Annotated in this window: 16 protein-coding genes; 1 reads left to right on the forward strand and 15 read right to left on the reverse strand. The window is 39.4% G+C overall.

Features of this window, described 5'->3' with window-relative positions:
- Positions 1-26: 26 nt before the first annotated feature.
- Positions 27-239, forward strand: a complete 213-nt coding sequence (locus D1B33_RS18945) for a hypothetical protein (protein ID WP_118875363.1) — start codon at positions 27-29, stop codon at positions 237-239.
- Positions 240-273: 34 nt separating this feature from the next.
- Here D1B33_RS18945 and D1B33_RS05440 read toward each other — a convergent pair whose 3' ends face one another.
- The 15 genes from D1B33_RS05440 to D1B33_RS05510 all read right to left on the reverse strand — a co-directional run bounded on the left by D1B33_RS05440 (position 274) and on the right by D1B33_RS05510 (position 15,649).
- The gene (locus tag D1B33_RS05440; RefSeq protein WP_118875364.1) at positions 274-1,044 is read right to left on the reverse strand and encodes a hypothetical protein; all 771 of its coding nucleotides are present in this window, start codon (positions 1,042-1,044) and stop codon (positions 274-276) included.
- A 168-nt stretch (positions 1,045-1,212) separates the two neighbouring features.
- Positions 1,213-1,800 (reverse strand): copper amine oxidase N-terminal domain-containing protein, encoded by a 588-nt coding sequence (locus D1B33_RS05445; protein WP_118875365.1) that lies wholly within the window; start codon positions 1,798-1,800, stop codon positions 1,213-1,215.
- A gap of 872 nt (positions 1,801-2,672) precedes the next feature.
- Complete coding sequence (locus D1B33_RS05450) at positions 2,673-3,641, reverse strand: copper amine oxidase N-terminal domain-containing protein (RefSeq protein WP_118875366.1); 969 nt, start codon at positions 3,639-3,641, stop codon at positions 2,673-2,675.
- A 411-nt stretch (positions 3,642-4,052) separates the two neighbouring features.
- Positions 4,053-5,591 carry an acyl-CoA carboxylase subunit beta gene (locus D1B33_RS05455; RefSeq protein ID WP_118875367.1) on the reverse strand — a complete coding sequence of 513 codons (1,539 nt, stop codon included), beginning with the start codon at positions 5,589-5,591 and terminating at the stop codon, positions 4,053-4,055.
- Positions 5,592-5,606: 15 nt separating this feature from the next.
- Complete coding sequence (locus D1B33_RS05460) at positions 5,607-6,386, reverse strand: enoyl-CoA hydratase (RefSeq protein ID WP_118875368.1); 780 nt, start codon at positions 6,384-6,386, stop codon at positions 5,607-5,609.
- Positions 6,371-7,291 (reverse strand): hydroxymethylglutaryl-CoA lyase, encoded by a 921-nt coding sequence (locus D1B33_RS05465; protein ID WP_118875369.1) that lies wholly within the window; start codon positions 7,289-7,291, stop codon positions 6,371-6,373. The genes D1B33_RS05460 and D1B33_RS05465 overlap by 16 nt, the downstream gene beginning before the upstream one ends.
- Positions 7,292-7,304: 13 nt before the next feature.
- Entirely contained in the window at positions 7,305-7,517 is a 213-nt protein-coding gene (locus D1B33_RS05470) for an acetyl-CoA carboxylase biotin carboxyl carrier protein subunit (protein WP_118875370.1), read from the reverse strand.
- A gap of 90 nt (positions 7,518-7,607) precedes the next feature.
- The gene (locus D1B33_RS05475; RefSeq protein ID WP_118875371.1) at positions 7,608-8,969 is read right to left on the reverse strand and encodes an acetyl-CoA carboxylase biotin carboxylase subunit; all 1,362 of its coding nucleotides are present in this window, start codon (positions 8,967-8,969) and stop codon (positions 7,608-7,610) included.
- A gap of 15 nt (positions 8,970-8,984) precedes the next feature.
- Complete coding sequence (locus tag D1B33_RS05480) at positions 8,985-10,625, reverse strand: AMP-binding protein (protein ID WP_199677361.1); 1,641 nt, start codon at positions 10,623-10,625, stop codon at positions 8,985-8,987.
- Positions 10,626-10,665: 40 nt separating this feature from the next.
- On the reverse strand, positions 10,666-11,808 hold the full coding sequence (locus D1B33_RS05485; protein ID WP_118875372.1) for an acyl-CoA dehydrogenase family protein: 1,143 nt from the start codon (positions 11,806-11,808) through the stop codon (positions 10,666-10,668).
- Between the two features lie 103 nt (positions 11,809-11,911).
- Entirely contained in the window at positions 11,912-12,532 is a 621-nt protein-coding gene (locus D1B33_RS05490; RefSeq protein ID WP_118875766.1) for a TetR/AcrR family transcriptional regulator, read from the reverse strand.
- A 128-nt stretch (positions 12,533-12,660) separates the two neighbouring features.
- Positions 12,661-13,314, reverse strand: a complete 654-nt coding sequence (locus D1B33_RS05495) for a 3-oxoacid CoA-transferase subunit B (RefSeq protein ID WP_118875373.1) — start codon at positions 13,312-13,314, stop codon at positions 12,661-12,663.
- Positions 13,311-14,018, reverse strand: a complete 708-nt coding sequence (locus D1B33_RS05500) for a CoA transferase subunit A (protein WP_118875374.1) — start codon at positions 14,016-14,018, stop codon at positions 13,311-13,313. Before D1B33_RS05500 ends, D1B33_RS05495 begins: the two co-directional genes overlap by 4 nt.
- A 384-nt stretch (positions 14,019-14,402) precedes the next feature.
- A complete protein-coding gene (locus D1B33_RS05505) occupies positions 14,403-15,188 on the reverse strand; it encodes a DUF169 domain-containing protein (protein WP_118875375.1) in 786 nt (261 codons plus the stop codon).
- 20 nt (positions 15,189-15,208) lie between these two features.
- Positions 15,209-15,649: a MaoC/PaaZ C-terminal domain-containing protein gene (locus D1B33_RS05510; RefSeq protein WP_118875376.1), complete on the reverse strand. Its 441-nt coding sequence runs from the start codon at positions 15,647-15,649 to the stop codon at positions 15,209-15,211.
- Positions 15,650-15,967 lie beyond the last annotated feature (318 nt).

The following is a 15,967-nucleotide window of genomic DNA, read 5'->3' on the forward strand; positions in this document are numbered from 1 at the left end:
TTCAGATATTTAAAACAACCGGCAAAATGAGAAAAGAACTGCTCAATACAAAAGGCCAGCTTTCCAAAATTGGAGGGAAAGCTGACTTAAAACCAAAAGATGAAGGAAAAATCCAGATCTATTCATTTTTACTACGAGGCAAGTTATATGAGCATCGATATATGAGTATTGCTTTGCGAAACCATGTAGAAAACGAATTAAATCGACGACTGGGGCTTCCAAACATGACCGCATGTTAGACAAAGCTCATTCATGCTAACCGCTTTAAGTTAGTTAAGCCCAACCCGAACCAGGAGTTATTTTGATTGTATTGTTTAAGATGTACGGGTAAATCTCTGGTTCACTACCAACACATGTAGTAAATGTTCTAACTGCTTCTGCAACAGCTCCAGGCAGAGCAGCAACAATTGGTCCAGGATTTAATGTACCTAAAGCTGTAGCTACAGGAGTTACCATATACGCTTTAGCAGCATTTGTTGCGTTTTCCATACATGTATCTAAAATTTGTTGTGCTCGGCCTCTAAAACTAGTAGGCACTGTTACATCAATATAAGCACGGTATAATTGCATTCTAGTTAGACTCCGAGGAAGGTGTGCAGATGCGATTGTTTTTCTAATTACCGTTGTTGCTACTGGCCCTGTTTGCTCTGGTTGTCTGCCTTGATCTGGCCTGCCGGCACCCCCTGTACATGTTTCACTAATAACTCTATATCCAACAAGTTCTTCAGGAAGATAATCCATAGCACCATGATTTACACCAGTCTGAACATTAGTAATATTTGATAGTGACACACGATTTCGACTGGCATCATAATTTCCTACACAAGCAGTGACAGTACCCAAAATTGGTACAGTTGTTTGGATTTGTTTACCTGCAAGTTGAGCGAGCTCAGATGGCGGTACTAAATTACGTTGTTCTTGTTGTACAAGATAAGTATGTGATGGTGCAGAGGTTTGGACATATCCGGGATATGGATACTGTCCGAAATTGGGGTAATTATACGAAACACTTCCACACATAGGACAATGATAGAAATTAACCATTACTTTCCCCTTTCTTATTCTCATCACATCATAATATTCACCTTCAACTAAATTGTGCTAAACAATCCATTTTGAAAACAATCACTAACAATGCCTTAAATAAGAAAAGACTCCCACTTAAAGTAGGAGTCAGGACAAGCCCGCCATAAATACGAATTTCATTACAACTTAAGGGCGATACAATTCTGTAGATTCATTAATAGAAGTTACTACCCACTTACCATTCTTCTTAACTAATGAAGCTTCTTGTGTGAGGTACACATCTTCTTCCCATACTACTTTAGTACTTGTTATAGTCATGCTTTTTTGACTAGGATAAGAGTAATCTAAATAACTAGCATCGGTCATTTCCGTATAATCATTGCCAGAATTGCTTATTTCTTTGTCAAGGATCTCAATTGCATCTCTAAAGAAGATTGGCTGAACATAAATAAACAAATGCTCTCTATATTCATCACCTAAAACAGCATATTGTCTACCTTTATCCCATCTGATTAGCTCACCTAAAGCTTCACTAACATACCTCATTGGTAAGTAAATTCTTCCATCTTCTAAGTGAACAGATGCATCCATTAGAATTTTAATACCATTTACCGTTACAACCTTTGAACCGGCCTGCATTGTTATCGTGTGGTCATCTTTAATTAAGGTAGCAACTTTAGTTTTGTTTTTCCATTTAATTTGAGCATCAAGTTCTTCACCAATTGCTCGAATTGGACCATAAGTTCTTCCTTTTAGAAGTTTACCACCAACGATTAATGCTCTTTCTCAAGTATTGCAGCTTCTGCGTTGTTTATATATAGTGTGAACCCGGATTTAGTTAAAGATTAAGGACGCATTAGCCAATAATCTTCTTTAATAAAATCTACTAACCATTTTCCACCATCTTCCTTTATAATCCTACTAGTTTTTATAGCTTGATTTTCATGATAATCAGTAGACCCTCTCATTACAATTTTCATACGAGATTGGCTTGGATAATAATATGTGAAAAGTGGTCTTCGTTTTCTGAACTTAGATAATAACCATTCAAATTTAATCCTTTATTTTGAATGATTCTATTAATCATTTCATCCGTAAATTATTGTCTTAAGTGTGCTCTTTTTTGTGGTATAGTTGATAAGTTTAATGTTGTAGCAATGGCTTCTTCAAGTCTATCTTTATAAGAGTGGCTGAGCGTATATTCTAATGGCCCAATTAGCATATAATTTATCCAATTACTTGCTTTTTTCTCAGTTTACTCTACACCCTAGCGCTTCATCATTATATTTTAATGGTAAATAAGTTTTTCGATCTTCTATAGATACAGATACATCCATCTGAATTTTCCGTCATCTACTTTATATTTGAGTCTAGTTTCATTCATATATGTTTTGGATCATTGCCTACAGTGAGTACAGAAGCTACTTTCGTTGTGTTGTTCCATACCACAAAAGCATCTAGTTTAACGCCTATTTCTCGAATCGGGTACTCCTCCCCATCCATATCTTTGCGTTATATAGCTGTAATTTTTCTTTAATGATGAAAATAATTACAAGAAAGGACTGCTACAACAATAGCAGTCCGATAGATTTTTAATTAAATCACAATTTTACTCAATCTTAAACGCCGATTAATCAATTAATATATTAGAGGTTTTGTTCTGTTCTAGGATATTCAACATAGTCAACTTTCCATACACCATTATCTTTTACAATTCTCACTCTCTTCTGCATATTTACTTTTGTACCATTCCAGTTAGGTATTACTTGAGTTACAACGATTGTTTTCTTGCCTTCAACGTTAAACTCTTCTTTAGTGTAATCGCTAACGTACATGAAAGCTGTAGCAATTTTTCCATCTTTATCATGAGGTAAACCTTCTTGACTTACAACTAGGCTCATGAATTTTTGAGTGAAGTATGGTCTAAAGTAATCTTGTTTTTGGTTGATAAATGATATGATGCTAATATCAGTCGCTTTTTTTAAAAGAGTAGAAATTCGTGTATGTGTTAGTTCATTTACTTCTGGCAATTTATTCTCTACTTTATTTTTTCCAGTACTTACGATAACTTCCTTGTTGCCAAGAGTAATTGTAGCAACTTTAGTATGGTTATTCCAACTAACATGTGCATTATTATTATTTGGCACAGCCGCAGCTATAGGGACATAAGTCTTTCCTTTGAAAATCTTAACCGGCACATCAATAGTAACTGTCCTGTCATCAATCTGTATCTTATTGGAGTCTTGTGTCATAACTACATAAATATAACCATCTGTTATAGTGACTTGTTTCTTCTTTTGATTCCATTTAACATCTAATCCTAGACCTTCTGAGATTGCACGTAATGGCAATAGAGTTCTGCCTTTATAAAGTTTACCATCATTGATAACAGTAGTTTCCATTGGCTTTGGTATAGGTAATGGAGTAAGAACTGGTTTTTCTTCTGTTTTAGTAGCTTCCTCTGTGTTATCAACATTTGTTTTGGTGCTGTTCGATTCTGTAATTGTAGTTTCTGAAGGTATAGGCCCTGTATTTTCTTCAGCATATACTGTTCCGTTTACTGGTAAAGCCATTCCCATTAATAATCCAGTTGTTAATAACATCTCTTTTTTCATAATTCTCCTGCTTTCGATAGCAAAATTTTACAATTTTATCATATAATAAATTTTATTAATTTTCAAATAAAATATGAAATTGACAAACTTATTAAAGTTTACCAAAGCTCTTGTTTAAGTGAAGTGAAATTCTTTTAGTTAGAAATAACAATTTAATTGTTATTTGTTCGACAAGGTGGGGGTCGCAGGTTCGAACCCTGTCGAGACCATTAATTAGAGAAGCCTATAGACATTGATCTTTCAATGTCTATAGGCTTCTCATTTTTCACTTTCAATTTTACTCTTAAAATTTCACCCTTTTTTACTAACAGAAATTAGAAAATAAAATCAGTTACTTGGAAACTGATATTTTGATAAGGTGTTTCTAAAAGTTAAATCCCCCGCTTCACTTTATTTGCGGGGGATTTAACTTTAAACAGGTCTTACACCATGTTTACGCTCGGTAAATATAAGCTCTTTCGACTTATAGGCATCTAATCGGTTTTCTAGTGCAGCACGCAGTTCATTCGGTTCAATGACATCATCGATAATGAGTTCTGAAGCTAAGCGGTGGACATCGATTTCTTTGCGGTATTCATTGCGCCGTTCTTCAATAAATGTTGCTTGCTCCTCTTTCGGTAGAGCTGCAATCTTATTGGCATATACTGCATTTACTGCTGCTTCCGGTCCCATTACGGCTATCTGCGCACCTGTCAATGCAATGCATACATCTGGCTCAAATGCTGGACCAGCCATGGCGTATAACCCTGCCCCGTATGCCTTGCGAACGATTACCGAAATCTTCGGAACAGTTGCCTCACTCATTGCAAAAATCATCTTTGCGCCATGGCGAATAATTCCAAGTCTTTCTACTTGTGTACCGATCATAAAACCGGGTACATCTGCCAGGAATATTAACGGGATATGGAAAGCATCACATAAACTAATGAATTTCGCTGCTTTGTCAGCAGAATCGTGGAATAATACACCACCTTTAACTCGCGGTTGATTTGCAATGATTCCTACCGATTGTCCATTTATGCGAGCAAAACCCGTTATGATTTCAGCAGCAAATAACCTTTTCACCTCACTGAATGAGTCCTCATCAATAATTCGATCGATTAAATCATACATATTAAAAGCTGCATTTTGATTACTTGGTATAATATCTTCAATGGATTTCTCGGAAGGAGCCGGTAGTTTCGGCGCTTCCATTTTCGGCTTATTTTTAAAGTTATCTGGGAAATAGCTAATATACTGACGCGCATAAGTGATGGCTTCTTCTTCTGTTCTTGCTAATACATCACCACACCCTGAAACCGAACAATGCATTTTCGCGCCGCCCATCGTTTCAAGATCAACCTTTTCACCGATAACCATTTCAGCCATACGTGGTGAGCCCAAGTACATCGAAGCGTTGCCTTCAACCATGACAACAACATCGCAGAATGCCGGAATATACGCTCCACCTGCCGCTGATGGGCCAAACAATAAACAAATCTGAGGAATACGCCCTGACAATTTTACTTGATTGTAGAAAATACGTCCTGCCCCACGACGGCCGGGAAACATTTCAATTTGATCTGTAATGCGAGCACCCGCAGAGTCTACTAAATATAATAACGGAACGCCTAGTTTTTCGGCCGTTTCTTGAATTCGGATTATCTTTTCAACTGTCCGTGCTCCCCATGAACCAGCTTTGATTGTTGAATCATTTGCCATCACACATACCGTTCGACCGTGGATTTTCCCAATACCGGTTACGACACCATCTGCAGGTAGGTCGCCTGCAAGTATATTGGCAAACGCTCCATCCTCTACCTGTAAACCTTCATCGAACAATAGCTTAAGTCGATCGCGAACAAATAATTTTCCTTGTTCTTTATTTTTAGTATGATATTTTTCATGGCCCCCTTTTGAAATCATTTCTTTATATTCTTGATGTTTGCTTTCTGTTGAAATATCCGCCATTTCTCCCATCCCCCTTTATTTTCCGCTATAAATTGGCTGGCGTTTCTCTTGAAATGCCCGTAGCCCCTCTAGTCTGTCTTCTGTATTTAATAAGTGATTATAGGCTAGTGATTCAATTTGCAAAGCTGTTGCAATATCTGTTTGCATCCCTTGATTAATGGCTTTCTTTGCTTGGATTAATGACAGCGGTGCATTGTTTGCCATCTCAGTTGCCAGTCGTTTAGCCTCTACTATTAGTTGTTGGGAGGGTACGACATGTTCAACAATTCCATATGCATATGCTTCATCCGCTGTTAGACGGCGTGCAGTATAAATGAGCTCTTTCGCTTTGCCCGCACCAATTAAGCGTGGAAGCCGCTGTGTTCCCCCAGCTCCTGGAATAATGCCAAGTGCAGTTTCGGTCAAACCAATCTTAGCTGTATTGCTTGCCATTCGAATATCACACGCGAGTGCAAGCTCTAAGCCACCGCCAAATGCTACACCATTAATCGCTGCAATAACTGGCTGGGAAAGCGTATCAAAATGATCAACCGTTTTACCGATTAAAGCAACTGTTTTTCGAACCTCTTCTTCACTCATGCCTTTTCGTTCCTTTAAATCTGCGCCTGCGCAAAATGCCTTTTCCCCATCTCCTGTTACAATCACGACACGGATGGAGCGATCATATTGAATCCTTTCGAGGGCATTATTTATTTCATGAAGCATTTGAATGGATAATGCATTCGCCGATTCAGCTCTGGTAAGCACTAAAATGGCAATACCTTCTGTCACTTCTACATTTACAAAGTTTGGCATGAATCTTCCTCCTTGCGTACGATTGCTAATTGCTTGGATGACAGTGTTCTACCTAAAATTCCTTCTATAAAAAGAGCTGTTTGTTGGATTCCCTCTAGTGCTATTCCTGTTTCAATGCCCATTTCGTGCAATAAATACAGCAAATCCTCTGTGGCCACATTGCCTGCAGCGCCTTTGGCATACGGACAACCACCAAGCCCGCCGACTGCACTATCAAATTTTGTAATGCCACGCGAAAGACTAGTGACCACATTCGCTAATGCTGTACCGCGTGTATCATGGAAATGCATTGCTAATTGTTCTGCCTTAAAAGATTTCAACATTTCACTTAACAGTGCATCGACTTGCGTCGGTACCCCTACACCAATCGTATCGCCCAATGATACTTCAGAAATGCCCATCTCAAATAACTTTTCTGCCACTCGCACTACTTGCTTCGGTTGTGTGTAACCATCATATGGGCAAGCAATAACCGTCGAAATATAACCGCGTACTGTTTTTCCTGCTGCCAAGGCTTCGTTCACTACTTCTTTTAATATAGGAAAAGTTTCAGCTACGGATTTATTGATATTTGCTTTATTATGTCCTTCACTGGCGGACATGAAGACACTGACTTCATCAACTTCTGCTTCTATCGCTCTCTCAAGTCCTCTGATATTTGGCACAAGTGCTGCGTACGTTATACTGTGCTTGCGTTTAATTTCTTTCAACACATCTGCTGCATCCGCTAATTGCGGAATCCATTTTGGATGAACAAAGCTCGTTATTTCGATATAATCCAGCCCAGTTTCACTTAACCGATTAATAAATTCAACCTTATCGGACGTTTTGATGAATGTTTTTTCATTTTGTAGCCCGTCACACGGACCAACCTCTTTTATTTGAACTTGCTTCGGCAGCTGCACCTTCCTTCACTCCTTATTCAATTTCAACTAAGTTGTCATCAACGTTGATAAAGTCCCCTTCTGCAACGATTACCCGCTTTACAGTTCCACCTTCTTCCGCCGCTATCGGAATTTCCATTTTCATTGATTCCAAAATCACCACATCTTGACCAGCCGCTACTTCTTCACCTTCATTCACCAAAATTTTCCACACTGTTCCTGCCATACTAGCTTTCACTATTGTCATATACTATCCCTCCGCTTAAAATAGAATATAGAGAGGTGGCACGTATTGATAGATTCTCGCCAAAGTTCAATCGCCGCGCCGCTTCTCAACTTATTTGCCGGCTGTTGTTACTGATGGTAAATAGTATTCCTCCACAAACTTTGTTGTTGTGATACCCAATAAAAATTGTGGATGTGTAACCGTTTCTAGCAACATCGGAATATTTGTATCAATACCTTCTACTACATAGTTTCGCAGAGCATCCGCTAATTTGATGCATGCTTGCCTACGAGTTGGTGCAAAAGCGATTAACTTCCCAATCATTGGATCGTAAAATGGCGTTACATCGCTGCCATTTTGAACTGCTACCTCATGGCGAATCCCCTCTCCTTGAGGTAATTCAAGTTTAGTGATTTTTCCTGGTGAAGGGAAAAACGATACAGGATTTTCCGCATAAATACGCACTTCGATCGCATGCCCTTTTCTTACGATGTCTTCTCTCGAAAAAGCGAGTATCTCGCCATACGCTACTCTTAGCTGCTGTTCGACTAAATCCATGCCTGTAATTTCTTCTGTTACGGGATGCTCTACCTGCAGTCGCGTATTCATCTCCAAGAAATAGAAATTTTGATCACAATCGACTAAAAACTCTATTGTCCCGGCATTTGTATAACCAATATGCTTTGCCGCATTGACTGCTGCATCGAGCATTTTTTGGCGTGTCTCTTCTGTGATGAATGGCGATGGCGCTTCTTCAACAACTTTTTGATTACGTCGTTGAATCGAACATTCCCGTTCAAACACAGGAATGACATTACCATGCTTATCCGCCAATACTTGCACTTCTACATGATGTGGTTGTGCAATAAATTTCTCGATAAACATCGTACCATCTCCAAAAAAGCTTTGTGCACGCTTTTGATTCCCTTCAAACGCCTTACGCAATTCCTCTTCATTGTTTACAAGCTGCATACCGATTCCACCACCGCCGGCTGAAGCTTTTAACATGACAGGGTAACCGATTTCTTGTGCAATTGTTGCTGCTTCATCTGCATCAGCAATTGGTTCATTGACGCCTTGCACGATTGGTACGCCAGCTTGCTCCATCGTTTTCCGAGCTTCAATCTTACTTCCCATTGCTTGAATGACATTCGCTGTTGGACCGATAAAGATTAAACCTGCTTCTTCTATTCGCCTTGCAAAGCGAGCATTTTCAGAAAGAAGTCCATAACCTGGGTGAATCGCTTCAGCGTCAGATTGTTTGGCAACATCCAGAATGGCATCGATATTTAAATAACTATGGGAGACAGGGGGTTTTCCGATACAATAGCTTTCAGTCGCTTCCTTTACATGAAGACTGTTGGCATCTGCCTCTGAATAAACCGCAACTGTTTGTATTCCAAGTTTATGGCACGTTCGAATAATCCGTCGTGCAATTTCACCACGATTGGCAATTAATACTTTTTTAAACATGGTTAAACCTCCCGGCTATAATGTTTTGGAAAATTCATTGAACTGTTCGCGCAGCTTGAATTTTTGAATCTTTCCAGAAGCAGTCATTGGATAATGGTCCACAAAGAAAATATAACGCGGGATTTTATGATGAGAGATCTTTCCTGTACAAAACTCGCGTATTTCCTCTTCCGTTGACAATTGCCCTTCCTTCAAGATAATCCACGCCGCTGCTTCTTCACCGTATTTTTCGTCCGGTACACCCGCTACTTGCACATCCAGTATTTTCGGGTGCTTATATAGAAACTCCTCTATTTCACGGGGGTAGACATTTTCCCCGCCTCGAATAATCATATCTTTCAGGCGCCCCGTTACTCGCACGTAGCCATTCTCATCCATCGTGCCAAGGTCCCCTGTGTGCAGCCATTGCTCTTTATCGATAGCTTCTGCTGTTGCCTCAGGATTATTGTAATATCCTTTCATCACAACATAGCCTCGCGCACAAATTTCCCCTTGTACGCCTCTTGACACTTCTTCAGTTGTACCTGGTTTCATAATTTTCACTTCAATATTTGGCAATGCTCGCCCAACCGTTTCCACTTTTAAATCAAGTGGATCTTCTGTACGTGTTTGAGTAAGAACCGGAGAAGATTCTGTCTGGCCGTAACAAATGGTGATATCCCCCATTCCCATATTGTTAATAACGCCTTTCATCACTTCAATCGGACAATTTGAACCAGCCATAACACCTGTACGAAGCGTTGATAAGTCAAATTCCTTAATATTCGGTAAATTCAACTCAGAAATAAACATTGTCGGCACACCGTGTAGAGCTGTACATTTTTCTGTTTCAACTGTCTGTAATACGACTTCTGGATGGAATTCTTGAACTGGTACCATCGTCCCGCCCGCGGAAACAATGGCTAATGTACCGATCACACAACCAAAACAGTGGAAAAACGGTACTGGAATACACAAGCGGTCCTCATGTGTTAGCTTCATGCATTCTGCAATATTAATAGCATTGTTAATCAGGTTGGAATGACGCAGCATAACCCCTTTTGGGAACCCTGTCGTACCTGATGTATATTGAATATTGATGACATCATCGAATGTTAGGGATTGTTTGCGCTCTGCAAGCTGTTCATCCGAAATAGCAGCTCCATTTGCCAAGAACTCTTCATAGCTAAATGTGCCTGGATATTTTTTTTGACTGATCACAACTACGCTTTTTAGAAGCGGCAGGCGAGCACTTGTTAGATTACCAGGTTCACACTCTCTCAGTTCTGGACATAACTCATACATTGTGTCAATAAAAGAATGGTCTCGATATTGGTCGATTAAAATAATCGCTCGTGAATCAGATTGCTTTAATAAATATTCCAGCTCATTTGCACGATAATTCGTATTTACCGTAACAAGAGGCGCCCCCATTTTGCCTGAGCCAAATTGCAAGCCCGGCCATTCCGGTACATTTGTTGTCCAAACCGAAAAATGCTGCTCTTTTTCAAGACCGATCGCCATTAATGCTTTCGCTACCTTATCTGCATGTTCATTGAACTGTTTGTATGTTAAGCGCAAATTACGGTCTGCATAGACTAATGCTTCACGTTCTGGATATTTCAAAGCCCTTTCTTCCAATAGCTCGCCAATCGTTTGATAAACCAGTTCTGCCATACGCATACCTCCCTATTTTTTTGTCAAAGTTCTTATACATCTAGCAACCGATGGCACGTGAAATGACAACACGCTGTATTTCCGATGTGCCTTCTCCAATTTCCATTAGTTTAATATCACGCAGATGCCGCTCTACATCATATTCAGCCATATAGCCATAACCACCGTGAATCTGGATCGCCTGATTACATGTACGGAAGCCCATCTCCGAAGAAAATAATTTAGCGAATGCAGCCTCCTTTTTGAACGGTTTGCCATGGTCTTTTAACCATGCCGCTTTGTGTACCATATTACGTGCTAGTTCAATCTCCATCGCCATATCCGCTAACTTAAATTGTATGGCCTGCAATTTTGAAATAGACTGCCCAAATTGTACCCGCTCTTTCGAATATTGCAGAGCTTTTTCGTAGGCTGCCTGTGCGATTCCCACTGACAATGCTGCTATTGATATGCGTCCGCCGTCTAATGTATCAAGAAATTGTCCGAATCCTTTTTTCTCATCTCCCAATACGTTTTCCTTTGGTACCCGCACATTTTCCAATACTATTTCACATGTATTCGATGCACGAACGCCCATTTTTTGATATTCCGAACGAATCGTTACGCCTTTTGTATCAGTTGGCACAATAAGAGCTGTAATTATGTTTTTGCCCCGATCATTTTTCCCTGTAACGGCTGTCACCACGATTTGACGTGCATAACTTGCATTGGTGATCCAGCATTTTTCCCCATTGATGACCCACTCATCGCCATCTAAAAATGCTCTTGTACGGGTACCGCCAGCATCCGAACCGGCATTAGGCTCTGTTAAACCGAATGACCCGAGTGTTTTACCTTGCGCCATCGGAACTAAGAATTTCTGTTTTTGCTCTTCCGTTCCAAAATTATAAAACGGTGTTGCCCCCAAACTAACAGCAGCTGCATAAGAAAGCCCTGTGCCCCCGCAAGCGCGGCCGATTTCTTCCACCACCAGTGCGTAGGATACCGTGTCACCACCGGAACCACCGTACTTCTCCGGGAAAGGAATTCCCAATAGTCCCAACTCTCCCATCTTGTCGAAGCTTTCTTTACGAAATTCATGTTTCTCATCCAACTCACGTGCATATGGTGCAATTTCCGCTTGAGCAAATTCCCGAACCATATCGCGAATCATTTGCTGCTCTTTTGTTAGCTCAAAATTCATAACCATTCCCCCATTATTTTTGATTTTCACTAAAATGGTACTGACTAGTCGGTTTGAAGCAATGATTTAAAAAACCAGCATATTTGCCCTGGCTATTTTTCTGCTATACTAGTAAATACTGCTTTGCTAACGCGTCTTCATACCCTTTCTTCGTCAAAATACCGCGCAAGATAAAATCATTGAAGTACAAAGTTATTTCTTCCATCGTCAACTGTCCATTTTGTTGATACCATTTATACGTCCAATTCACTAACCCGATAATGGCCATTGTAGTGATCGTTGTTGAGATACCTTCTCTAAAATGTCCGCTCGCCTTGCCCTCTTCAATTACTTGCTCAATTAGTTTTCGATATTCCGTTCTCTTTTCCTTAATGACCTCTTTATACACTGGCGGTAGATAAGCGCTTTCATCATAGAAAACGGTAATATGCCGCTTATACAAGTCGAACACACTTGTAAATGCGAAGAGCATAGCACATACTTTATCGATTGGTGTTTCATGTTGTTCGTATGCTGCCTTCGTCTCTTTTAAAACATATGATATGAATACATCATGTATTTCATAGAGCAACGCATCTTTTGATTTAAAATTATGATAAAATCCACCTTTTGAGGTACTAGCTGTTTCAACTATTTCATCCACAGAAACACCGTGATAGCCCTTTGCCTCAAAAAGATCTAGCGCTGTTTCAATAATCCTTTTTTTCACTGATAGTCTTGCCATTGGTTTTACTCCTTCCATAAACCACCCCTTAATCTTTGAGTATCGTGTTTACCTATACTTTTTCTTTCGGCAGATTAAGAGTTCGCTATATGCAGCAAAATGCAAAAAAATATATGTTATTTCTATATCTAGGTAACTATTTTCAGATTCTCTGATAAGGTGAAATTTGCTTCCGTTTTTTCCCTTATCTCTGCTACTGTTACATGAGGAGCTACTTCCATCAGTACCATTCCTTGCTCTGTAAAATCAAAGACTGCTAGCTCTGTAATTAATCGATGGACAACTTTCTGGCCTGTTAATGGTAATGTACATGTTTTTTTTATTTTTGACTCTCCGTATTTCGACACATGCTCCATCACAACAATGACACGCTTTGCTCCCTGTACAAGGTCCATTGCACCGCCCATACCCTTTACCATTTTCCCAGGAATCATCCAATTGGCTAAATCACCTTGTTCCGATACTTCCATACCGCCTAAAATGGCTATATCGATATGGCCACCACGAATCATAGCGAAACTATCAGCACTATCAAAAAAGGATGCTCCAGCAACAGTTGTTACCGTCTCTTTTCCTGCATTAATTAAATCAGGATCTATTTCAGTCTCAAGAGGGTATGGTCCAATTCCTAATAGCCCATTTTCTGATTGTAATAGCACTTGATAATCACTTGGAATTTCATTTGCAACCAATGTCGGAATACCGATGCCAAGATTGACATTCATTCCATTTTCAATTTCCTGGACTGCCCGTTTAACAATACGATCTTTAGCAGATGTCATCCGGCTACCCCCTCTGTTCTTGTTGTCCGCTTTTCGATTCGTTTTTTAGATGAATCTCCTAAAATGACATGCTGCACAAAGACAGCAGGTGTATGGATCTCGTCTGGATTCAATTCGCCTACTTCCACAATCTCTTCTACTTCAGCAATGGTAATTTTACCTGCCGTTGCCATAATAGGGTTGAAATTTCGCGCTGTTTTTCGGTAGACTAGATTGCCAAGTTTATCGGCTTTCCACGCTTTTACAAATGTAAAATCACCTACAATGGCCCGTTCTTCAATGTAGTCCTTTCCTTCATAAACTTTTACTGGCTTCCCTTCCGCAACTGGAGTACCAACACCTGTAGCCGTATAAAAAGCTGGTATTCCTGCGCCCCCTGCACGGATTCGTTCCGCCAATGTGCCTTGTGGAGTTAGTTCCACTTCTAGTTGACCACTTAAAAGTTGTTGCTCAAAAATTTTATTTTCTCCTACATATGATGAAATCATTTTTTTAATTTGCTTATTCGCCAAGAGTAAACCGAGCCCCCAGTCATCGACACCACAGTTATTGCTCACAACTGTCAGGTTTTTTGCTCCACTCCGACAAATCGCTTCAATCGCTACTTCCGGAATGCCACATAAACCGAATCCTCCTACTAAAATTGTTGAATCATCTTTTAGACCCTTTAATATCTCATGTATTGTTTTTTCTGTTTTATTCATGAAATACCTCCTTTGAGTAATTTCAAGTTTATTGTATACGAATATTCTGAAAATTGAAATGATAACTGTATATTCTGTAGATTAATATTTTCAATGGGTCAAAACAGGATCGTACCGAGGGCTTTGGATTAGTGGTTTAGATTAAGCGATTCAACTTCATATATATATAGAAGGTAGAGAATTTTTTGAACGAGGATGGGGCTAGGGCTAGTGATAAGTCGCATTAGATTGAGTACGCGATAGACAGCTATCATAAGTAATCTACCTGATAAAAGTTTATTAATAGATTTTTTTGCATATTGTTTAACAGCAATTCACCAATAAACATATTTCCGACATAGTGTTCCTGTTTAATCTCATTTAAAGCATGTACATTCTTTGAATCTAATCACCCTTCTTGCCGTAGCTGGCATTTAGGCCCATCGAAGCATCTATTTGTATCCCATATTGAGGGATTGGGTAACGTAATCCATTTTGACTTAATTTTTTTAGCCCTTCCAAAGCTTTTACTAAATCTTGTGGAGACAAGGCCATTAACAATTCATCATCTAATACTCCACCATACCGTCGCTCTGCGTAACATGGGATAGATAAACTAGGCTCACCTGTAACAAGTGCTCTACCCCAAGAATCTGCACAAGCGGACTCCCCCACCGCACGCCATTCCAGCTTTTTATAATCTTTCCATTGTAATCCGTTAATCAGTAGAATCATCTGTCCTGGTGTAGCATAGATTAAGCAGATGTCCGGGGAAGTTAATCGATTTGAAATAAGAGGCGAAACCGCCATCGCTTGATATTTACCATAAGGAACGGTATGCATCGCTTCTTGATGGGCAGCAGAATCTTCCTCAGTTTCAAACCAAACCCCTGCCATCTCTTTTCCGGAAAGCCATTTTTCATCCCGTGGAGTTAATCCTAGTACAACACTGCATTGAGGCATAACCAAGTCTTCGGCTGTAATGCCTACGGTCCAACCTAACCGAGCTGCTTGTGCAACAATTTGATCTGTAGTATATTTTTCCTTTGGCCTTCTAATTTTTGAAATGGCTTCCATATCTTCTTTTTTCTCGAACATTTTCATCCCAATAGGTATCGTTTTTAAACGCAAATATTTATTTAAAAGATCAACAATGTTTTCCCATTCATAGATTGTTTCGTTGGAATTCATATCTTTAGCCTCTTTTCCATTTAATTAGCTTCTTTATTTGCAAGCATTTTTAGAATTGCTGTAACAACCGTTTCACCTGTTTGTTTTACAATCTTTTGATTAAACGTTATTACTCCTGTTCCATTGCCTTTATCCTTCAAATCAATGACTTCCAGCTCGAGATGAACAGTGTCATTGATGAACGTCGGGTTAATAAATCGCAGTTTTTCAATTCCATAAAAAGCCACTACTACTTCCGGTTCCATTTGCAATAACCCTGTTCCAACAGATAATACAAGCATTCCGTGTGCAATACGCTGCTTGAAAGGTGTGCATTTCTCTGCATACTCTTTATCCGCATGAAGTGGGTACCAGTCACCGCTAAAAGCTGAAAACATGACGAGATCAGACTCTGTAATCGTTCTACCCCTCGACTTCCAAGTTTCATTCACTTCAAACTGCTCAAATTTTTTATTAAACAAAAAATACACTCCCTTTTCTTTTAAATTCCCGCTAACTTGTCCAAATCCATATCTCTTTCGTCAATCCCCAAGTTGAGCGACCGCTCATTCTGTGGATTGATACAAAACTGTAATTTATACGTTTAAAGTCTAATTATCTTTAAATTATTCAAGCTAATACTTTTTAATGAATTCTATATTTAAAATGAGTAAATATTTTATGAATTTTTAATTTGCACAACTTAACTTCTTGGGAAAATCCCGTATCCCAAGAACAGGAATTGACCCAACTTTTATGGAGATTGTACAAGGAAAAAGGAAATTGATATATTTAAAAAA

Origin of the sequence: Ureibacillus yapensis (assembly GCF_003515775.1) — a bacterium.
GTDB lineage: Bacteria > Bacillota > Bacilli > Bacillales_A > Planococcaceae > Ureibacillus > Ureibacillus yapensis.